Annotated in this window: 15 protein-coding genes; 7 read left to right on the top strand and 8 right to left on the bottom strand. The window is 51.7% G+C overall.

Annotated elements, in window-relative coordinates; genetic code table 11:
* Nucleotides 1-103: 103 nt before the first annotated feature.
* The 6 genes from JUJ53_RS01850 to JUJ53_RS01825 all read right to left on the bottom strand — a co-directional run bounded on the left by JUJ53_RS01850 (nucleotide 104) and on the right by JUJ53_RS01825 (nucleotide 7,741).
* The gene (locus tag JUJ53_RS01850) at nucleotides 104-1,243 is read right to left on the bottom strand and encodes a fatty acid desaturase (RefSeq protein WP_204150283.1); all 1,140 of its coding nucleotides are present in this window, start codon (nucleotides 1,241-1,243) and stop codon (nucleotides 104-106) included.
* Between the two features lie 466 nt (nucleotides 1,244-1,709).
* Nucleotides 1,710-3,050, bottom strand: a complete 1,341-nt coding sequence (locus tag JUJ53_RS01845) for a leucyl aminopeptidase family protein (RefSeq protein ID WP_204150282.1) — start codon at nucleotides 3,048-3,050, stop codon at nucleotides 1,710-1,712.
* Nucleotides 3,051-3,436: 386 nt separating this feature from the next.
* Nucleotides 3,437-4,603 carry a homocitrate synthase gene (gene nifV, locus JUJ53_RS01840; protein WP_204150281.1) on the bottom strand — a complete coding sequence of 389 codons (1,167 nt, stop codon included), beginning with the start codon at nucleotides 4,601-4,603 and terminating at the stop codon, nucleotides 3,437-3,439.
* Between the two features lie 126 nt (nucleotides 4,604-4,729).
* Nucleotides 4,730-4,933: a hypothetical protein gene (locus JUJ53_RS01835; RefSeq protein WP_204150280.1), complete on the bottom strand. Its 204-nt coding sequence runs from the start codon at nucleotides 4,931-4,933 to the stop codon at nucleotides 4,730-4,732.
* Nucleotides 4,934-4,985: 52 nt separating this feature from the next.
* Nucleotides 4,986-6,323 carry a ferric reductase-like transmembrane domain-containing protein gene (locus tag JUJ53_RS01830; protein ID WP_204150279.1) on the bottom strand — a complete coding sequence of 446 codons (1,338 nt, stop codon included), beginning with the start codon at nucleotides 6,321-6,323 and terminating at the stop codon, nucleotides 4,986-4,988.
* A 182-nt stretch (nucleotides 6,324-6,505) separates the two neighbouring features.
* Nucleotides 6,506-7,741 (bottom strand): LL-diaminopimelate aminotransferase, encoded by a 1,236-nt coding sequence (locus JUJ53_RS01825; RefSeq protein WP_204150278.1) that lies wholly within the window; start codon nucleotides 7,739-7,741, stop codon nucleotides 6,506-6,508.
* A gap of 92 nt (nucleotides 7,742-7,833) precedes the next feature.
* Between JUJ53_RS01825 and JUJ53_RS01820 the strand changes: the two genes are divergently transcribed.
* The 4 genes from JUJ53_RS01820 (at nucleotide 7,834) to JUJ53_RS01805 (ending at nucleotide 12,818) form a co-directional block, all read left to right on the top strand.
* The gene (locus tag JUJ53_RS01820) at nucleotides 7,834-8,265 is read left to right on the top strand and encodes a hypothetical protein (protein ID WP_204150277.1); all 432 of its coding nucleotides are present in this window, start codon (nucleotides 7,834-7,836) and stop codon (nucleotides 8,263-8,265) included.
* A 67-nt stretch (nucleotides 8,266-8,332) separates the two neighbouring features.
* A complete protein-coding gene (locus tag JUJ53_RS01815) occupies nucleotides 8,333-9,775 on the top strand; it encodes an MFS transporter (protein ID WP_204150276.1) in 1,443 nt (480 codons plus the stop codon).
* 340 nt (nucleotides 9,776-10,115) lie between these two features.
* Nucleotides 10,116-11,408: an O-acetylhomoserine aminocarboxypropyltransferase/cysteine synthase family protein gene (locus JUJ53_RS01810; protein ID WP_204150275.1), complete on the top strand. Its 1,293-nt coding sequence runs from the start codon at nucleotides 10,116-10,118 to the stop codon at nucleotides 11,406-11,408.
* Between the two features lie 282 nt (nucleotides 11,409-11,690).
* Nucleotides 11,691-12,818: a homoserine O-acetyltransferase gene (locus tag JUJ53_RS01805; protein WP_204150274.1), complete on the top strand. Its 1,128-nt coding sequence runs from the start codon at nucleotides 11,691-11,693 to the stop codon at nucleotides 12,816-12,818.
* Nucleotides 12,819-13,004: 186 nt separating this feature from the next.
* Here the strand turns inward: JUJ53_RS01805 and JUJ53_RS01800 are convergent, their stop codons facing one another.
* Together JUJ53_RS01800 and JUJ53_RS01795 are read right to left on the bottom strand one after the other, a co-directional pair.
* Nucleotides 13,005-14,321, bottom strand: a complete 1,317-nt coding sequence (locus tag JUJ53_RS01800; RefSeq protein WP_204150273.1) for a hypothetical protein — start codon at nucleotides 14,319-14,321, stop codon at nucleotides 13,005-13,007.
* Between the two features lie 11 nt (nucleotides 14,322-14,332).
* Nucleotides 14,333-15,844: an MBOAT family O-acyltransferase gene (locus JUJ53_RS01795; RefSeq protein ID WP_204150272.1), complete on the bottom strand. Its 1,512-nt coding sequence runs from the start codon at nucleotides 15,842-15,844 to the stop codon at nucleotides 14,333-14,335.
* 777 nt (nucleotides 15,845-16,621) lie between these two features.
* On the opposite strand from JUJ53_RS01795, the gene uraD reads away from it, so the two are divergent.
* The 3 genes from uraD to JUJ53_RS01780 all read left to right on the top strand — a co-directional run bounded on the left by uraD (nucleotide 16,622) and on the right by JUJ53_RS01780 (nucleotide 20,527).
* Entirely contained in the window at nucleotides 16,622-17,137 is a 516-nt protein-coding gene (uraD, locus tag JUJ53_RS01790) for a 2-oxo-4-hydroxy-4-carboxy-5-ureidoimidazoline decarboxylase (protein WP_204150271.1), read from the top strand.
* Between the two features lie 366 nt (nucleotides 17,138-17,503).
* A complete protein-coding gene (locus tag JUJ53_RS01785) occupies nucleotides 17,504-18,163 on the top strand; it encodes an ABC transporter ATP-binding protein (protein ID WP_239124693.1) in 660 nt (219 codons plus the stop codon).
* The gene (locus tag JUJ53_RS01780; protein ID WP_204150269.1) at nucleotides 18,164-20,527 is read left to right on the top strand and encodes an ABC transporter permease; all 2,364 of its coding nucleotides are present in this window, start codon (nucleotides 18,164-18,166) and stop codon (nucleotides 20,525-20,527) included.

Below are 20,527 nucleotides of genomic sequence, written 5' to 3'. Positions count from 1 at the left end.
CTTGCTCAGCAGTCAGCAGATCTAGGGCGTGTTTTAAAACTCACCCAAACCCTGATTCTCTTGTACGAAAGATCAAGGGGTTTAGCAGGTTTTAAAACAGAGCCTAGTGATGGGTGCTTGCGTAGGGCAGGCTATCGGCTGGAACAGCTGCATCCGCTGCCCTCTGTTCCATCTGTCGAAACTCGGCAATGGAGACGAGGCGATTAGACGGTGCATCCCAGAGGATAAACTTAAAACAGTCTGGCATATCTGCCATTCTCAATCGTTTAACCTGTTTTAAGAGATGAGCATTCGCTTGGTGACAGGCTTCTAGGTGATAGTTGGGAATGCGTGACGACAGATGATGAATGTTGTGGTAGCCGATGTCTGCGGAAAACCATTTAAGGATCGTCGGCAACATCAGATAACTACTGCCCTCGATCGCCCCTGATAGATAATCCCAGCCTTCTGTGGTGTGGGCGTAGGAGGTATCGAAGTTATGTTGAACAAAGAAGACGCAGATAAAAATTGCGGCGGCACAGGTGAGGGTGATGGAATAGACGCTTAGGAAAAAGCCCGCTCCGAGGAGATAACTGAGAGCAATCCAACTGCCTACCACGCAGATATTGTTCAGGAGCAAGTCCCAGAATTCCGCCGTTGTGTACCAGGTTTTGGATTGATACGACCTGATCATCTTGCCGAGCCCCATGCCCGGACGCTGCCGTAGACAGGTGACGAGATGCACGACAAATCCATAGGCACCGAGGATCAGGGCCAGTCGGGGCTTAAGAGCCAGGTAGAAAAAACCACCGGGGAAGAGCATCATCGGATGGCGCAGCGTTTCATACCGCTGTTGCCCTGATGGACTGAGGTTGGCAAATTCTTCTGTGGACAAAATGGCTGATGGGCCGCGATATTGTTGCCAATCTCCATTGGTTTTGTGATGGTAGGCATGACCACGAGACCAAGGGTATTGGGGAATGGCGTTGATGACGCCTAGGAAAAATCCCACCACCCGATTTACTCGCTTTGAGCGAAAGAGGGAATAGTGACCACAATCGTGCATTAATGAAAAACAGCGCACGGAAAACAGGGTGATCAAAACCATGATGGGTGGGAGCAACCACCATGCCATCGATGCCGCTCGGGCTGCTAGGATCCACAACAGGATGTAGGGTACTACGGTGTTGAGCAGTTGATACGTTGCTCGCCAGTCGTTGCTCGTCATGTAGGGAGCCAGAACAAAGTCCGACTTTTTGACCATCGTTGCTCTTCAACTTATAAATAAACTCGTAGCTCTCTCCTGAACGAGGGAGGTGTTTTCTGTGAACTCACCTCAAGAAGACATGCCTCGTGGATGGGAGCGATCGCTGCCCAATGACGCTATGCCCTGAGATCAGCCTACCCGTTAGGATTGCTACAGTTTTGATCAGCACTTTATCATATACTAACAGCCGCTAGTTAAATCCGCAGAAATTGTGAGGTTTGTTCCATAGCCTATGGGAGGAGCGATCGCTCCTCAACCTAGCGTGATAGCTATTGACCCAACTATGATCTCAATCCATGTCCTCAAGTTATGTCCTCAACTCATGGGGGATTATCTTAATCAGGATTGGACTCATTCTTGATCAGAATGTCTAACCTCTCTACGCCTAAGTAGCCTAGAGAGGTTAGACTCAACGTGATCTTAGCCTAACCTCTTCCAGTGACCAACGTTTCTTAAACAGCCATTACCGCAAGGCGATCGCACTGCGGATGAGTTCTAGAAGCGATCGCATCCCCATGGCCTCACCCCCTTCCGGACGACCAGGCAGGCTGCGTAGGTTCCAGGCCATTAAGTCAATATGAACCCAGGGAATGCCAGGCTTCACAAATTCTTGGAGGAATAACGCTGCGGTAATGGCTCCCCCATAGGATGCATTGGAAATATTATTCAAGTCAGCTACTTTGCTAGCTAACATATCCCGGTAGGGACTGTGTAACGGTAGCTCCCACAGCGGATCCTGGGCTTTTTGCCCTAGATGCTTTAGAATCTCGGCTGTCTTAGAATGGTTGCAGAAAAAGGCAGGTAATTCCGTCCCCAGAGCCACCCGCGCTGCACCGGTGAGGGTCGCGCAGTCGATGATCAGCTTAGGATTATCCTGACTGGCTTCCCATAGGGCATCAGCCAACACCAGACGCCCCTCGGCATCGGTGTTCCCCACTTCCACCGTTAGCCCCTTGCGGCTAGATAAGACATCGAGGGGATGCATGGCATTACCAGCAATGCTGTTTTCAACAGCGGGCACCAGCACCCGTAGATAAACTGGCAGCTTCAGCTTCATGACCATGAGGGCTAAGCCCAGCACCTGCGCCGCGCCGCCCATATCTTTCTTCATGGTTTTCATGCCGGCGGAGGATTTGACATCCAGACCACCGGTGTCAAAACAAACCCCTTTGCCCACCAGGGTAACGGCCGGATCAGAGGCCTGTCCCCAGCGCAGATCCAACAGACGCGGGGCATCGACGCTGGCCTTGCCAACCGCATGGATCATGGGATAGTTGTGGGTCAACAAATCATCACCACCAATCACGGTGAGGTGAGCATCGTAGGTGTTGGCCAGGCTACGGGCTTGGGCTTCCAGTTGGGTTGGCCCCAAGTCGGCTGCTGGGGTGTTGATCAAGTCGCGGACGAGGGTGGTAGCTTCTACGGCAGCATCCACATAGGCGCGATCGCCCCCGCTAGGAAACTCCAGGCTAGGTAGGGGTGTTCCTTTTTTGTAGCGAGTAAATTGGTATTGGCCTAGATGCCAGCCCAGGGCTAGCTGGGTAGACTCATCGGCGGAGAGGGCATCATCGAGCTTGTAGGTGTGGGGCGGTAGGGCTTGGGCGCAGGTTCCCAGAGTCCACAGGTCGAGCGGATCGGGTCTGCCCACCACGACGGCTTCTAGTTCACCATCGTCTCCCGGAATGAGACCGTAGGTGCCCGGTTCGGCGGTGAAACCTGTGGTTTTCAGCCAAGCTTGCTGACTGGGAGGGAGCTGGGTGAGCTGTTCTTTGGTAATCAGTTGAATAGGAATGGGCGATCGCATAGGTTAAATATAGTGCAGATAAGGTAGCGCTACCGAGAAGCATCGCTTGGAACGTCTAGGGATGATGGTCTTGGTGGACTGACAAAACTCCTGCAATCTTGATTCTCTCGTAAATTGGGTTAGTATTAGCTTAACCCAACAGAATCTAAGCTGGTACTGGGTTTCAGGTTGCCCAACCCAGCCGAAGCAACAAGATTTGTCCGTTAACCAGGCGATGGCTTCAACCACAGGTTCCTCTGAAGTTTCCTCGTTGAGAGCGCTCTGGCCATTGTAGCCCTGTTGGTTCCTAGGTGCAGATGCCGTGGAGCGATGGTCTAATCCATCCCAGGTCAACGCTCCACCCTCAGCTCGGGCAGCACCAGCAGCAGAGCTGGACGAAACCAGGGCTAAGACTGTAGGTCTGGCATGGCTGGCATCACCGACTGTGGGCTGGATACGGGCAGTTGTAACCGATGGGCGAGGGTTTTCAATTCGGCAGCGGTGAGGTCACGCTTATGGTGAATCGACCATTCCCGTACGGCTTCCAGCAGCGATCGCTCTTGGGGCGCAGCGAGGGTAATTCCCTGTTGTTCCAGCAGATGACGCAGACCATGGCTGCCGGAATGCTTGCCGGCCACAATCCGGTGATGGGTGCCGACCTCATGGGGCGCAAAGGCTTGGTAGGTATCGGGCTGCCGGAGCACACCATGGGCATGGATGCCGGCTTCATGGGAGAAGGCATTTTGTCCGACGATCGCTTTCCAGCGGGGCAGCACATCTCCGGAGGCCGCCTGTACCCGTTGGGAAAGACTGGTCAACTGCTGAGTTTTGATGCCTAGATCCAGGTTGTATAAACGCTTGAGCGCCATCACAACTTCTTCGAGCGCCGCATTGCCGGCCCGTTCTCCTAACCCATTCACCGTGGTATTCACCGATTGCGCCCCCGCCCGAATGCCGGCGATCGCATTGGCAGTAGCCAGGCCTAAATCATCATGGGTGTGCATTTCCAGGGGGATCGGCAGAGCCGCGACGAGCTGCTGCACCCGATCGTAGGTGGTGAAGGGATCGAGAATGCCCACCGTATCGCAAAATCGGAAGCGCTGCGCTCCCCAATCAGCCGCCTGGCGAGCCATGGCGATCACCTCAGCAACTGGGGTGCGGGACGCATCTTCACCGCCAACGCTGACAAAAACATCATGCTGTTTAGCCAGGCCAATGCACTGCCGCAGTTGATCCATTAATCGCTGGCGATCGCCCCCAAATTTTGCCTGAAGTTGCACATCGGAGAGGGGAATGGCAATGTGGACGCGGCGCAAACCACAGGCGAGGGATGCCTCTAGATCCGAGGGAACAGCACGATTCCAGCCGAGGAGCTTGGCCTGCAGCCCCAGGGTCGTGATTTCGGCGATCGCCCTGGCCTCCGAGCCTCCCATGGCTGCAATGCCGACTTCTATTTCATGGATGCCTAACTGATCGAGCTGGCGAGCGATCGCCACCTTCTCGGTAACGCTAAAGGCAACGCCCGCTGCCTGTTCTCCATCCCGTAGCGTGGTGTCGTTAATGTAAACCGTCATGGTCTGCTGTCCGTGGGTGAGAATAGGTCTACCACGGATTATCGGGGGGGAATGGAGGAAGCCCCATGGTCTTAAGAAAGCGATCGCTATTGCGATAAGTTCTGTAACGTCCCTAGGGGTGGGCCTTTAAGGTATGGCTGTTGTCATCTCCACGGGGTTGGACGGGATCTGGCTGCCGACAAGTTCATCTCCAATGGTTGTGTTTTCACGATCATGCCCCTCTAGCCTGTCCATCTGGGGGCGATTTTGCAGCCAGGCAAAAAAGGTGCCGGCTCCAACCAGAATTAGGGTTGTGCTGACAACGATTTGCAGCATGATGTTGTAGCGCATGGGTTAAACCAAGGTTGAGTAAAACTAAAAGAGTGTTGGAACGTCCCATGACTTAGGCCAAATTAAAATGCTCCATGTGGACATGGGTTATGGGTACCTCTAGATCAAACAGAGCTGTTTCAACAGCATCCATCATCACCGGAGCAGCGCAGATTAAGTATTGGCGGCTACCCCGATGCAGAGGAATATATCGCGCCAGCAGATCTTGATTGATATACCCCGTTTCTCCATCCCAACCCTCATGGCCATGACGGGGCACATAGACGATAGTAAGGTCAATACTATCTTTCAGAGCTTCTAACCCCTCGCGGTAGGTAAAGTCTTCCCAGGACGATGCTGAATACATTAACAGGAAGGGGCGATCGTCTTGGCGTTCAGCCGCTGTGAGGAGCATACTATACATGGGCGTGATGCCAATCCCTCCGGCAATGAGGATAAAACCTGCGCTGTCCCAATATCGCTCGGTGGTAAAAACACCGTAGGGGCCGTCGAGATAGGCTTTGGTACCTGGTTTAATCGTTTGAATGCTGCGGGTAAAGTCGCCTAGAGCTTTGATGCCAAACTCAAGCCGATCGGGGCGATCGCCACTTGACGACATGGAAAACGGATGCTCTCTCATACCAATGGGGTGAATACCCAGGGTGAGCCAAGCAAACTGCCCAGGCTGAAAGGAAAACCCTTCATGGCCCACGGGTCGCAGCACCAACGTCCAAACATCACCGCGCTGGGGTTCCACCGCTTCCACCCGGTAGGGGCGCTTTATCATCAGCCATGGCTTCACTAGGCGCACATAAAGAATCAGCCATAGAGCCACCAGAATCAGAGACGACCACAGCACCACCTTCCAGAAGAAACTCATGTAGTATCCCACGCCCAGAGCATGGCCAAATCCAAACCCCACCGCCACCAAGGCTAAAACACTGTGGAGAGCCCGCCAGGGTTCATAGGGAATCTTGAGGGGCTGCCGCCAGATGGTCGTCACGACCATGATCAGAAAAGCTAGAATCGCAATGACGGCCATCCGTGCCCGCCAAGGAGCTTCAGGAAAGTTGAGCAGCTCCAAGGTTGTTGGATCGTTGATAAACAATATGATCGGATGCACGAGCACCATCAAAAATGCCGCCAAGGACGTATAGCGGTGAAACTGGAGCAAAAGGTCGAGTCCGTAGGAAGACTCAATACGGTTGACCCGGGCCGTGAGGACAAACTGAAGCACCATCATGGCTAGCCCAATGAAGCCCAGAGCTACAGAAAATTCTAGCCAAAAGCCTCGTCCCGGTGGAGCCGGATACAGCAGTAGCACCCCTAATGGCATTAGGGAAATCAGTAGATAAGCCACAATCCACAGAGATGCTACAGCAATGGGACTATGCATGAGCAAACGTTGCATAAATGTTACCTCTGGGACAACGATGGGGGGAAGGTATACTCCCTTAGCTTAAAGACTGTTTGCCATATCGTTGCCAATCGTTACATCCTCCCACTGATCACGGCTTAGGGTGGAATCGATATCAACAGCTCCGATCCCCCCGGTTCAAGGGGGGATTGAGAGGTCATGGTTGGGTCACGAGTTTATCCTTGGAAGGTCGCGGTGATGCGCGCCATCGCTTCGTTGACATTGTCACGACTGTTGAACGCCGAGATCCGGAAATAGCCTTCCCCAGCAGCCCCAAAGCCGGAACCGGGGGTGCCCACTACGTGGCATTGGCTCAGCAGTTTATCGAAAAAGTCCCAGCTGGTTAAACCATGGGGTGTTTTCACCCATACATAGGGCGCATTAACGCCGCCATAGACACTCAGACCGGCTTGGGTGAGCTGGTCGCGAATGATCGTGGCGTTTTCCATGTAGAAGCTGATCAAGGCCTGAATCTGACTTTGACCGGCTTCAGAATAGACGGCTTCCGCCCCTCGCTGCACAATGTAGGATACGCCGTTGAACTTCGTGGATTGGCGACGATTCCATAGGGAATGGAGATCCACCTCGGAGCCATCCGCGGCCTTGCCCTTCAAGGTTTTGGGCACCACGGTCAGCGCGCAACGGGTGCCGGTGAACCCGGCATTTTTGGAGAAGGAGCGAAATTCGATGGCACAGGTGCGAGCGCCCTCCAGTTCGTAGATGGAGTGGGGAATGGTGGGATCGGTGATGAAGGCTTCGTAGGCGGCATCAAAGAGCAGGATTGAGCCGTGGGCATTGGCATAGTTTACCCAGGCCTGCAGATGCTCGCGGCTGGCCACGGCTCCGGTGGGATTGTTGGGAAAACAGAGGTAGATCAGATCCACCGCTTGTTCTGGAATCTCAGCCGTGAAGTTATTGTCTGCGGAAATCGGCAGATAGACGAGTCCGTCATATTCACCCTGATCGTTAGATGGGCCAGTATGTCCCGCCATCACGTTCGTGTCTACATAGACGGGATAAACGGGATCGGTGACGGCAATAGTGTTGTCGCTGCCCAGAATATCCAGAATGTTGCCGCAGTCGCACTTGGAGCCATCGGAGATGAAAATTTCTGAAGCATCAATATCGCAGCCGCGGGCTTGAAAATCTTGAGCGGCAATCTTTTCCCGCAGCCATAGGTAGCCTTGCTCGGGGCCATAGCCGTGGAAGGTGGAGCGATCGCCCATGTCATGAACGGCTTGGATCATGGCCGTGCGACAGGCTTCGGGCAGGGGTTCCGTAACATCCCCAATGCCTAGCTTAATGATCGCGGCATCCGGATTGGCTGCTGCAAACGCATTCACCCGGCGTGCAATTTCAGGAAATAGGTAGCCAGCTTTAAGTTTGAGGTAATGGTTATTAATCGTTGCCATGTTGAATCGCTATGAACGCCCTCACCTAGCTTACCGCCAACTGTTGTGATCACGTCACTGTTATGATCAAGTCAATCAACATGAGGCTTGACATGGGACGATTGCAGCCAGGTGATGCGATTCAGGTGGTGGTTGCGGCAGATTGGGCAGAGGAGATTGAAGCCCTTGCCCAACGGCTCGATTGCTCCTATGGAGAGGCGATCGCCCATCGACTGCGACAAACGGCAGCTCCGGCGGCTGCCCCTCAGGTTGGACAAGAGCTTCAGGAGCTACGGGATCGCCTCGACACATTGGAGAGCGATCGCCACCTGCCCATCGAGATAGCCGTATTGCGCGATCGCCTGACTCGGCTCGAACAATCCATCCTGCGCTGGGCAGCGTCGGGCTGGAGTCCAGAACTGCCCCGAGACCCTGGCATGACGTCAGCGATCGCTGATGCTGACGACGACGATGATTATGACGACGAACCCGATGAAATCCTCTATGATTTTCTAGACTTGTCTCAGCCTCGGTCGGATGGATAAAGGACGGCAGAGGGAGACAGGTTGTCTATTGAGTTCCCAAGTGCTTTACCCTTGTTGAGCGAAATCTATGACGCCATCGTCCTTGCCGCCGACCCTGTCTCCTGTTGCCCTGAACCTCAAAACTAAGCTGGCTTATGGTACCGGCGAACTGTCGAGTGAAGTGCCCGGCAGTATTTTAACGTTTTTTGTTCTATTCTTTTTAACGAATGTAGCGGGTCTAAATCCTGCTTTGGCAGGTAGTGTCTTGCTCGTGGCTAACGTCTGGGATGCAGTACTAGACCCAGTGGTGGGCTACTTGAGCGATCGCACCCAGTCACCCTGGGGCAAGCGCTATCCCTGGATGCTGGCGGGATCCTTACCCTTGGGGATTAGCTTTTTTCTGTTTTGGTTAGTGCCACCCCTACCTAACCAAGGCTGGCTGTTCGGCTACTATATCGCGATCGCGATGGTATTCTACACGGCCTACACCATGGTGGTGATACCCTTTTCCACCCTGGGAGCAGAGTTAACTCAGACCTACCATGAACGCACCCATCTGATTAGCTTCAAAGCCGCTTTCAGTATTGGCAGCAGCATTTTTGCTCTAGTCTTAGCCCAGCTTATCTTAGGGGCAGTGCCCAATATTTTCCTCCGCTATGCCTTATTGGGCGGCATCTGCGGGGCGATCGCCTGCCTTGCTGTTTACGTTTGCATTTGGGGAACGCGATCGCGCTTTCAGTGGATGCAGCAGGTGCGTACGCCAGTGCAGGCACCGCCTCGCTTAGCTCTGCTCCCTAATGTTTGGAGTGCGTTGCGAACGGGGCCATTTTGGTTTGTGGTGGGTATTTACCTTTGTTCTTGGCTAGGCGTACAGGTTACTGCTGCCATTTTGCCTTACTTTGTGGTCAACTACATGGGTCTCTCCGAGGTTCATTTTACCCAGATGGCGCTGGCAGTGCAGGGCACCGCATTTCTGGCGATGAGCCTCTGGGGTTGGCTGGGGCAACGCATTGGAAAACAGGCTATCTACCTCATGGGTATTCCCCTGACGCTTATCGCTCAAGGTGGTTTATTTATGCTCCAGCCAGGACAGGTTGCTGGCATGTATGGACTCGGTATTTTAGCTGGATTTGGCCTGGCTACCGCTTATATCGTACCTTGGTCGATGCTGCCTGATGTGGTGGATTTAGATGAACTCAATACCGGCCAGCGGCGGGAGGGTGTCTTCTACGGCTTTGTGGTACAGCTTCAGAAAATTGCCGTGGCGATCGCTCTCTTTTTGGTCGGCAAGACCCTAGATTGGGCAGGTTTTGTGTCAACAACGGGCTCCCAGTCGGCGCTCCAGCCCGATACGGCCCTGAACGCCATTCGCTGGTTAGTGGGGCCGATCCCCAGTGTTGTGCTGATCGGCGGTCTGGTGTTGGTGGTCTTCTATCCCATCAGTAAACCTGTCCACGATCGCATCCTGATCCAACTAAGCGATCGCCGCATTCAGTCTAGCTCGTCTATCCATGATGTTACAGATGAATGATGTCCCATCATACCTATTGACCTCATCCATTCGGTAGCGCTCAATGGCAACGGTAGACTAGTGAAGGTTCCTCAAGCATGGCCAGCAACATGATCAGCTATCCAACGACATTATCTGCTCAACGGCATAAAGTTAAAGAACTACTGCTTGGAAAAGATAGGAAAAAAGCCAATCTAGGCTATCTTGCTAAATCGTTACATCTCTGGTGTCTCTCAAGACTCTGTGCATGGGCTTTGATGGCTGCACTCTGTTAAGACCTAAGAACAATCCGTAAGGTTTCAGGTTTGGGCTAATCATGAGATAGAATTTCCAAGCTATTTGTTTGTTGCGGAGCAAGATGATGAACACAACCTATGGACTTGGAACCCAATGTCTGCACGCTGGTCAAGAGCCAGATCCCACGACATTATCGCGGGCAGTCCCCATTTACCGCACCAGTTCCTACACGTTTCGGGATACGGAACATGCGGCCAATCTGTTTGGCTTAAAGGAATTGGGCAACATATACACCCGCCTCGGTAACCCCACCCAAGACATTCTCGAAAAACGCGTGGCGGCGATGGAGGGTGGTGTGGCGGCCCTAGCCCTGGCCTCGGGCACCAGCGCCATTTTCTATAGCATTATCAACCTTTGCCAAGCTGGTGATCACCTGGTATCGTCCAGCAATCTCTACGGCGGCACCTACACGATGTTCAAAGACATCCTGCCGCAGTTTGGCATTCAGGTACATTTTGTTGATCCCCGTGATCTGGAAAATTTCCGTGGAGCGATTACGGAGCAAACCAAGCTCGTCTTTTGCGAAACGGTGAGTAATCCTGGTCTGGAGGTCTGCGATCTAGACGCGATCGCTGCGATCGCTCACGAGCAAGGTCTGCCGCTGATTGTGGATAGTACGTTTACGACACCTTATCTCCTGCGTCCCATTGAACATGGTGCAGACATCGTAGTACATTCCCTCACCAAGTGGCTAGGTGGACATGGCACCGGCATTGGCGGTATTGTGGTGGATTCAGGAAAATTTGACTGGACATCGGGCAAATTCCCGCTGATGAGTGAACCGGATTCTAGCTACCACGGCTTGCGCTATGCCCATGATCTAGGCGATCTCTCTCCCCTAGCCTTCATTCTGCGGATACGCTTGGTGCCCCTGCGCAACCTTGGAGCTTGCATCGCTCCTGATAATGCCTGGCTATTTCTTCAAGGCATTGAAACCTTGCATTTGCGGATGCAGCGCCATTGTGAAAATGCTCTTAAGGTGGCTCAAGCCCTGGCGAAGCATCCGGCAGTCGAATGGGTGCGCTATCCTGGTCTGGAGACGGATGCAACCTATCCTGTGGCTCAACGCTATCTAAAGAAGGGCTTTGGGGCGATGGTTGTCTTTGGTATCACGGGCGGTGCGGAAGCTGGGAAGCGCTTTATTGAACATCTGAATCTGTTTTCTCACTTGGCAAATGTTGGTGACGCTAAAAGCCTAGCCATTCATCCTGCTACCACCACCCACTCCCAATTATCCCCTGAGGATCAACTGTCTGCCGGAATTGCGCCAGAGTTGGTGCGCTTAGCCATTGGGATTGAAGATGTTGAGGATATCATGATGGATCTGCAACAAGCGCTAAAACACGCTACAACATAGACTGAAGGATATCGATTAGACGATTGAGAGGAAGGGGCGATCGCTGGATGGTTGACGTGGGTGTTGCTGAATCAGGATATGAACCTGGAGCTAGGAAGACTGAAACCTGCTGCAAAAGTTGCGGAGTCATACCGCTATTCAGCAACGCCGATGATTAACTTGTACTACGATTTGCCTCTTTAGGTTCACTCATCTAAGCGATCGCTCCCTAGTCATATCCATCTGATCCCCGATCGCCTTTCACGATCCAGCTTACCCATCTGCATAGCTTTTCCATTTGCCATGAGTATTGGTCCAGTTAAAACTCAATTTTTTCAGTTGACAGCCGAAAATCCCTTTCAACTAGAGTCTGGTGAAGGATTGGAATCTGTTACCTTAGCCTATGAAACCTATGGAACGCTCAATGCTGATGCAAGTAATGCTATCTTGGTCTTCCATGCACTCACAGGCAGTCAACATGCTGCTGGTACCAATGTTTCTGTTCCAGGAATACAGCCATTATGGACAGATGACTGCGTGTTGGGATGGTGGGATGACTTCATCGGCTCTGGGAAGGCTTTAGACACTGACCACTATTTCATCATTTGTGCAAATTACCTGGGCAGTTGCTATGGTTCTACAGGGCCTCGGTCTGTGAATCCTAGAACAGGTAGACCCTATGGCAGTAAATTTCCTCAAGTGAGCGCATGGGATGTGGTGCGGAGCCAACTGCATTTGCTAGATTACCTGGGAATAGATTGTCTTCATGGTGTCATTGGAGGCTCCCTTGGCGGTATGTTGGCTCTATTGCTGGCGACACGCTGCCCCCAACGGGTGAGAACCGTGATTCCTATTGCCACAGGGTTGGAAACAACGCCACTGCATCGAGTCCACAATTTTGAACAAATTCTGGCTATCCGCAATGACCCGAACTTCAACAACGGGGATTACTATGATGCAGAACCACCGAAATCTGGAGTTATCTTAGCTCGCATGATTTCCCACAAAACATTCATCTCTCTGAATGTCATGGAACATCGAGCGCGACAAGAGATTACAGTGCAGGAACCGGTTGGAAAGTTTTACAACCTGTCCCATCCCATCGAATCCTACATGTATTATCAAGGGCAAAAATTTGCGGAGCGCTTCGATGCCAACAGTTATCTCAGAATTATGGACATGTGGCAGCGATTACATTTTCCGTCACCAACCGAAGGACTGTTTAGCTCATGCATCCATCAACAGTATTTAGTATTTGGCATTGATTCAGATGTGTGCTTTTACCCAGAAGAACAGGCAGCGATCGCTCAAGCACTTAAACACGATGGAGTCAATGTTAAATACATTACGGTTCACTCTGATAAGGGACATGATGCATTTCTGCTAGAGCCTGAGTTGTTTTCACCCTATATTCAGTTTATTCTAAGCTAGCGTTAGCTTTTAGACATATAGCTGCAGCCAGTTTGGTTGAGCCATATCCTAGATAAACGTCTAAACGAGAATATTACTATTCTTAGCCCTTCCCCCTCAGGAGACGGGCTAAGAGTAATTCATGTTTCAAGGTTGTAAAGAGAGCTAAAGGGAAGAACATACCCTAGTAGGTCTTTAACCTTTACGTTAGTCTTCTGTCGGTAGACTCTCTTCCAAAGTATTTTGGTTTTCTCTGGCACCGCGCTGTACTCGTCTCACCAACTTCAGCGGCGCTTCAATGACCTCTTTAACGTCATTAACTTCTTCCGCATGAGTTCGCCGATAAAATCTTCGATCTGCGCGAATTTGAGCAAGATGTTGCTCAATCGATTCAGAGGTAAGACGAACACCAAAGTCATCAGGAACCTCTCGCTCGGAGTCTTGATAGTCAAGCACTCTATCCAAGATCATGTCTCCAGCCAAAGCCTTGAAGTGGGATGCTTCATGGTAGTAGAAGTCACCAGTATCTAGAGTCTGCTCATCTGGAATCTCCTGAGTTGTGACAGAATTATAGCCACTGAAGTCCCAAATAGGATAAGGCTCAGCGTTATGACGTGCAGCTTCTTCTTCGTTGATGTCTACCAAGGCGCGCTTCCACTCTTCAAATTTATCCCAAATATTTGCTCTAGAAATCACCTCCATTAAGTAGGCATGGGGTGGATTTATGGCGAACCTGAGATCAATCTGATTCGTGTAGGCCATAGACACTAGCTCACGAAAGAGCGCGAAGCTATCTCGCTGGGTCTGGGCGTCATAAAAATCATAGAGCCGACGAGGTGGCGGAAAATACACTGATTTTACAAATCGCGCACAACCTCTTAGGTAATGAACTCGATTTTGATAAGCTCGGCCTGCTTTGTACTGAAATCCATTGAAAAAATAGGTCGATTGAACCTTGTCTAGATCTTGATCTCCAATGGTTTTGAAACTAGACGATATCGCATCAAAGGAGATGAAGGCTGGAAACAACCCTTTCAGATGAGCAAAGGGTTGAGGCTTTCCCTCGTAAGAAACATCGACATAGCTGTCAATACCGCCGTCGTTGGCTCTATAGGCATTAAAGCTGAAAAAATCTAGAGCAAATATAATCTGTTTTAGAGGTTGAACGGATTGAGAATGCTGGACGAGACGGTACATGCGATAGATATTGGCAGCGGGCGTTCCTAGGTTAAACCGAGGATACGGGGCTTCATCACCCCAACCTGGATGATCGGGATCGTAGCCCTGATTAGCCCTAGAGGTTCCCAAAATAATAGATTCTGGTTTTACATATCGAATAGCTGCTGTTTTACTATGAATCAAGTTACGGTTGAATTCTGGCTTCAGCGTATTGAAGCCTTCAATATCTACGATTCGAAACAGTCCGTAGGGGTCAACTATGAAATTAAAGCTGGCTATTACTCCAACAAAAATTAGGGTTGACAACAAAAAGTTTCGAACGTAAGCAGAGTTTGATAGTTTCATAGCCCTGTGCTTTAGAACTGGAAGTAGAGGAATTCACTTACTCTCGACATGCCCAAAATAGAGACCCCAAACATAAGCCCCATGATGATGGCCCAAGCCTGAGATGGCATCCAATGAAACCACGTCTTAGCTGTTGAAAATGCTGACGTTCTGTAGGTTTCTAGGGCTGGACGATATCGCTCTAGTAATTCGTAAGCATTGGGGCAGAAGAACGCTAATCCGATCGCTGCCAACAGCACCAGCGTTGTGACCCATTCAAGCTCTAGAAACGAGCTAGATGTCACCCAATCAAACCCGTATCGACCGATCATTCCCTGGAGCATGACACCAGCCGCCGATAGATCATTGGCTCGAAACAGAACCCAAGAAACAGTCACAGCTATAAACGTTACGCCAATCGATAGGGCCGATCGCCACTTTGGTACTGACTCGCCCACAGCCCAGCCAAACCGGTTTTCTAGTCCTCGCCAAGCATGGTTGATCACCAAATAGATTCCGTGTAATCCACCCCAGATTACAAATGTCCATCCAGCACCATGCCAGAGTCCACCTAGAAGCATGGTGGTCAATAGATTGACATACCGCCGCACTTTACCCTTGCGATTACCGCCCAAAGGAATGTAGATGTAGTCTTTGAGAAACCGCGATAGGGTCATGTGCCAACGTCGCCAGAAGTCAATAATATCAACAGACTTGTAGGGCGAGAAGAAGTTCAGCGGTAGCTTAATCTTCAACATGTAGGCAATGCCAATCGACATGTCTGCATAGCCAGAAAAGTCGAAGTAAAGCTGAAAGGTGTAGGCGATCGCTCCCAACCATGCCGTAAAGAAGCTGAGTTCTTCACCCATCATGGCTGCGCGGAAAATAGAATTTCCATAGCCTGCGATGGTATCTGCAATCATCACCTTCTTGAATAACCCAAGGGTGAATAGCGTGAGCCCAATGGCGATCGCCCTCATACTAGGCTTGAGAATATCCCGCTGGGCGAACTGGGGCATCATTTCATCGTGGTGGACAATGGGCCCGGCGATCAGCTGAGGGAAGAAGGTGACAAATAAGCAATAGCGCAAAAAGTTGTTGTCATTAATATGACCTTTTGATACATCAATGATGTAGGCCATTTGTTGAAATGTGAAAAAAGAAATGCCGAGGGGAAGAATAATGGTCTTCAGGACAATATCTGTATCTAGCAGAGTATTGAAATTATCCACAAAGAAGTTGGCGTATTTGTAATAGCCCAACAGTCCAAGATTAAGCAAAACCCCTGCTACGGTTAGAAACGATGCTGATTGAGGGCGAATAGTTCTCGATTCTTGAATGAGGCGTCCTAAGGCGTAGTTGATAGCAATGGATAATAGAATCAAGATCAGGTAGGCGGGATTCCATACACCATAAAAGAATAGAGATGCGATGACTAACCAAGCTAACGCAGCCTGATGCCAGCCCCGATGCCCAATCAAAAAGAACACGCCCAGCACAATGGGCAAAAAGAGAAATACAAACTGGAGAGAACTGAAGATCATTGAAGGTCGTCCCTACGCTACGATGTAGCACCCAACGTTGCCAGTCTTGAAACACTATCGACGATGCTAAGCTTCAGGAGTGAACTCCTACTGCTCAGAACGGCCATGAGATGCCATGGCTCATACCTGCTTTTCGTTACCCATCTATTTCGTTACCCATCTATGCCGAACCAGGGCAAGACCTCATGGGTCACACTACCGGAGACCACCAGATTTTCAGCAATGAAGTACACCACCTCACAAAAATTACTATTGACTTTTATTACAGCCATTACACCATAGGAGGTTGTTTTCTGGCAAAAAGTTTCCCACGATGGTTTGGCCAATCATGAACCTGATCAAGGGCGATCGCTGACCACAACAGATTGCCAATGCCATGCCCATGAGTCCCATGAAGGCTATCCATAGTGCTATGGCTATCGTTTCATCGGTGAGGACGTCAAGAAACCCTGGCAACCTTCCAAGGTTGGCGTTGCTGAATGAGGCTATGACATCGGCATGGAAGCAAGATGCTCATACCTCATGCACCATCAAGGTCGTGTGGGCCTCTCGCTCACGGTTCCTCAGCGCAAATCCTATCGCACTTTAGCAACGCCCCAAGGTTTGAACGCTCATCTAGGACAGGCTTCGACCCGATTGACTATTGCCATCAGTCTAGGGTGCTAGGTGAATGCCTAAAGTGTCTCCATGTGCAGCCTGCCGCGAACAGTACAAGACTGCCCGTAAGCGTATCATCTGCGTAATCTTGTCCATCGAATCTCCCTAGATCGGCCCCGCATGTCCTACACGATTGATCAGCTCAACTCCATGTCTCAGGCAGACTTTACCCAGGTTTTAGGGGACGTCTTTGAGCATACGCCAGCGATCGCTCACCAAGCATGGCAACATCGCCCTTTTCGTGATTGCGCTGCTCTTCATGAATGCATGGTGACCATTGTACAGGCTATGAACCATGACCAGCAGCTTGCTTTGATTCAGGCGCATCCAGATTTGGGTAGCCGGACTGCCATGGCTGAGGCATCGGTTCAAGAGCAGACCAGCGCTGGGCTACAGCAGCTCACCCCCCACGAGTACGATCGCTTTCAGCACCTCAATCAGGCCTATCGAGAGCGCTTCAACTTTCCCTTCATTGTGGCCGTGAAACACCACACTAAGGAAAGCATTTTGCAAGCCTTTGCCACTCGCCTTACCCATACACCAGAACAAGAGTACCAACAAGCGATCGCCGAGATTAATCAAATTGCCTTGGCCCGGCTCATAGCCCTGATCGCTCCTGCCGGCGTTGCTGACTAGTACAGCCGTCGTCAGCTTAGGTGAGGGTTGAGTGGGCAGTAGCTCACCCTGCGCGAGTTGTTGAGCTTGGTTGCTAAACCTAGGAGGATTCCCATGCCTTCATTCCCCGTCCCCAAAAGAAGTATGAAGTTTTAGGCGATCGCCCTGCAAACTGCCTAGGATAAATAGGTAGTGCCTTCAAGATGCTGTCAGCGCTCCCTTCATAGAGCCCATGGATCACAGATGAATGCCCGATCGTGGATCTATCGTGGATCTGAGGACTGTTAGGTTATGGGACATCCCCAGAAGCAACCTTTGCATGCATCCGTCCAATATTCGCCATCCTCTGAGGTCTTTCACATTCAGGATGTGAGTAAGATCTATCCCATGGGGGAGGTTGAGGTTCATGCTCTACAGAACGTGACCCTAGATTTATATGAAGGTGAGTTTGTTGTCCTGCTGGGGCCATCGGGCAGCGGTAAGTCTACGTTGTTAAATATTTTGGGTGGGCTGGATCTACCATCCAGCGGCCAGGTGTGGTTTCGCGATCGCAATTTGTCTACCGCCACCGATGCCATGCTCACCCGCTTTCGGCGAGAGTCGGTGGGGTTTATTTTCCAGTTTTATAACCTCATCCCCAGCTTGACGGCCCGCGAAAATGTGGCCTTGGTCACGGAACTTGCTGCCCACCCCTTCTCGCCGGAGGAAGCCTTGCAGCGGGTAGGCTTGGGCGATCGCCTCGATCACTTTCCCGCCCAGCTTTCGGGTGGTGAACAGCAGCGGGTGGCCATTGCCCGAGCGATCGCCAAACGCCCAGAAGTGTTGCTCTGTGATGAACCCACCGGAGCCTTAGATGTACAAACGGGCAAGCTGGTGCTCGATGCTTTGGCTGATGCCAATCGTGACCTCGGTACCACCACCGCTGTCATCACCCACAATGCCAGTATCGCCGCCATGGCCGATCGGGTGATCTCGATGCGAAGTGGGCAGATTGCCAGCATTCACGTTAATGAAACCAAGGTTTCTCCTGCTGAGTTGGAGTGGTAGATGAAGGCATTAGATCGAAAGCTGCTGCGCGATCTGCTCCATCTGCGGGGTCAAGTGATCGCCATTATGCTGATTGTGGCCTGTGGCATCACGGGGCTGGTGACCTTAATGAGTGCCTACCATTCCCTGAAACTATCCCAGGCCAACTATTACAGCCAATATCGATTTGCCGATGTTTTTGTGTCTCTCAAACGGGCACCGGAGGCGATCGCTCCCCAGTTGGCGGAGATCTCGGGTGTAAGCCAACTGCAAACCCGTGTGGTGGTTGATGTTACGTTGGATATACCCGGTCGCCATGAACCTGCCACGGGACGCATCATTTCAATTCCAGAACAGCCCCAGCCCATGCTCAATGATCTCTTCCTTCGGGAGGGGCGCTACCTTGAGGCAGGTCGTCGTGATGAAGTGCTGATCAGTGAAGCTTTCGCCAAGGCTAATGATCTCACCCTGGGCGATCGGGTGGGTGCGGTGATCAATGGCCGTTGGCAGACGTTGCAGATCGTAGGACTAGCCCTATCGCCAGAATATGTTTATGAAATTCGCGGCACGGATCTGGTGCCAGATAATCAACGGTTTGGGGTGATTTGGATGGGACGAGAGGCCCTAGCCGCAGCCTTTGATATGCAAGGAGCTTTCAATGATGTCACCCTGTCCTTAACCCCAGCGGCCAACATGCCGGAGGTCTTATTTCAGCTTGATCAATCCCTAGAGCGCTACGGGGGGCTGGGAGCCTACGATCGCGATCAACAGCTTTCCCATCGATTTCTCACCGACGAAATCGATCAACTCCAGGTCACTGCCGTCTTTTTACCCTCTATTTTTCTAGGCATTGCGGCCTTTTTGCTGAATATTGTTCTGTCGCGCATTATTAGCACCCAGCGAGATCAAATTGCTGTTCTCAAAGCCTTTGGTTACAGTAATTCTGTCTTAGGACTGCATTACTTTAAGCTTGTTTTAGGGATCACTTTCCTAGGAGCCGCCATTGGCACAGGATTAGGTCTCTGGTTTGGGTCAAGCATCACCCAGTACTACACTAACTTTTTCCAGTTTCCTATCCTGCGCTATGAAGCCGGAGCGGGTCTGATCCTAACTACCATCGGGGTCAGCATTGGTGCTGCTCTGCTGGGAGCCTTTACGGCAGTGAGGCGAGCGATCGCCCTGCCGCCAGCGGAGGCCATGCGTCCAGAAGCGCCGCCCCAGTTCCGTCCTACCTTGATTGAACGCTGGGGGTTGCAACGCATGTTTCCGGCTTCAGGGCGGATTATATTGCGTAACTTGGAACGCAAACCCATGCAAGCCCTGCTATCGATGTTGGGAATTGCCTTAGCGATCGCCATTCTCATGGTGGGCCGCTACATGGGGGATGCGGTGCTCTACATCATTGATGTCCAGTTCCGCCAGGTGCAGCGAGAGGACGTCACCTTGGTGTTTAACGAACCTCGCCCAGCTCGGGCCCGCTATGCCCTCCATCATCTGCCCGGTGTGTTGCAAGCAGAACCCTTTCGCAGCGTAGCGGCCCGTCTGCGCTATGAACATCGCACCCACCGCACTGGGCTAATGGGTCTAGATCCCCAGGGAGAGCTGCGCCACTTAGTCGATCGCCAGCTCCGTCCTGTGCAGCTACCTCCCAGCGGCGTGCTGCTCACGGCCACCCTAGGACGAATGCTAGGCGTTGAACCGGGCGATCGCCTCACCGTAGAAGTGCTGGAGGGCGATCGCTCCATTCACCAGGTCGAGGTCATGGGCTTAGTCGATGAGTTTATTGGAGTGGCCGCCTATATGGACATCCAAGCGTTGAATCAACTGATGCGCGAAGGACAGACCATTTCAGGAGCCTATTTAGCTGTAGACCGCCATGCCCTGGATCACCTCTATGAGCAGGTGAAAAACACCCCAGCGATCGCCAGTATGGCCATGCGCCAAACGACCATCGATCAGTTTGAAGACACCATCGCCGCTAGCCTAGGTATCTTCACCGGTGTGCTGGTTATCTTTGCCTGCGTGATTGCCTTTGGGGTGGTTTACAACGCTGCCCGCATTGCCCTGTCCGAACGGGGGCGAGAGTTGGCAACCCTGCGGATCATCGGATTTAGCCGAGGAGAAATTGCCTTGATCTTACTCGGAGAACAGGCCTTGATCACCTTAGCAGCCATTCCCGTGGGGATAGCTATCGGTTTAGGCTTCGCTGCCCTATTGGCTACCACCTACGACTCTGAACTCTACCGGCTGCCCTTCGTGGTCAATCAGGCTACCTACCTCTTTGCCGTCGGTGTGATCCTGGTCGCCACCGTCTTATCTGGCTGGCTGATTCGCCGACAGCTTAATCAGTTGGATTTAATTGCAGTACTCAAAACTCGGGAGTAG

This window comes from Leptolyngbya sp. CCY15150 (genome assembly GCF_016888135.1).
Classification (GTDB): Bacteria; Cyanobacteriota; Cyanobacteriia; order RECH01; family RECH01; genus RECH01.
The sequence above is the reverse complement of the archived record's forward strand: the minus strand, read 5'-3'. Positions and strand labels throughout refer to the sequence as shown.

Coding starts and splice junctions, on each gene's coding strand:
- JUJ53_RS01815 (WP_204150276.1), top strand. CDS start 8,333: ATGACGCCATCGTCCTTGCCGCCGACCCTGTCTCCTGTTGCCCTGAAC.
- JUJ53_RS01830 (WP_204150279.1), bottom strand. CDS start 6,323: ATGCAACGTTTGCTCATGCATAGTCCCATTGCTGTAGCATCTCTGTGG.
- JUJ53_RS01810 (WP_204150275.1), top strand. CDS start 10,116: ATGAACACAACCTATGGACTTGGAACCCAATGTCTGCACGCTGGTCAA.
- JUJ53_RS01805 (WP_204150274.1), top strand. CDS start 11,691: ATGAGTATTGGTCCAGTTAAAACTCAATTTTTTCAGTTGACAGCCGAA.
- JUJ53_RS01850 (WP_204150283.1), bottom strand. CDS start 1,243: ATGGTCAAAAAGTCGGACTTTGTTCTGGCTCCCTACATGACGAGCAAC.
- JUJ53_RS01820 (WP_204150277.1), top strand. CDS start 7,834: ATGGGACGATTGCAGCCAGGTGATGCGATTCAGGTGGTGGTTGCGGCA.
- uraD (WP_204150271.1), top strand. CDS start 16,622: ATGTCCTACACGATTGATCAGCTCAACTCCATGTCTCAGGCAGACTTT.
- JUJ53_RS01800 (WP_204150273.1), bottom strand. CDS start 14,321: ATGAAACTATCAAACTCTGCTTACGTTCGAAACTTTTTGTTGTCAACC.
- JUJ53_RS01780 (WP_204150269.1), top strand. CDS start 18,164: ATGAAGGCATTAGATCGAAAGCTGCTGCGCGATCTGCTCCATCTGCGG.
- JUJ53_RS01785 (WP_239124693.1), top strand. CDS start 17,504: ATGGGGGAGGTTGAGGTTCATGCTCTACAGAACGTGACCCTAGATTTA.
- nifV (WP_204150281.1), bottom strand. CDS start 4,603: ATGACGGTTTACATTAACGACACCACGCTACGGGATGGAGAACAGGCA.
- JUJ53_RS01845 (WP_204150282.1), bottom strand. CDS start 3,050: ATGCGATCGCCCATTCCTATTCAACTGATTACCAAAGAACAGCTCACC.
- JUJ53_RS01825 (WP_204150278.1), bottom strand. CDS start 7,741: ATGGCAACGATTAATAACCATTACCTCAAACTTAAAGCTGGCTACCTA.
- JUJ53_RS01835 (WP_204150280.1), bottom strand. CDS start 4,933: ATGCGCTACAACATCATGCTGCAAATCGTTGTCAGCACAACCCTAATT.
- JUJ53_RS01795 (WP_204150272.1), bottom strand. CDS start 15,844: ATGATCTTCAGTTCTCTCCAGTTTGTATTTCTCTTTTTGCCCATTGTG.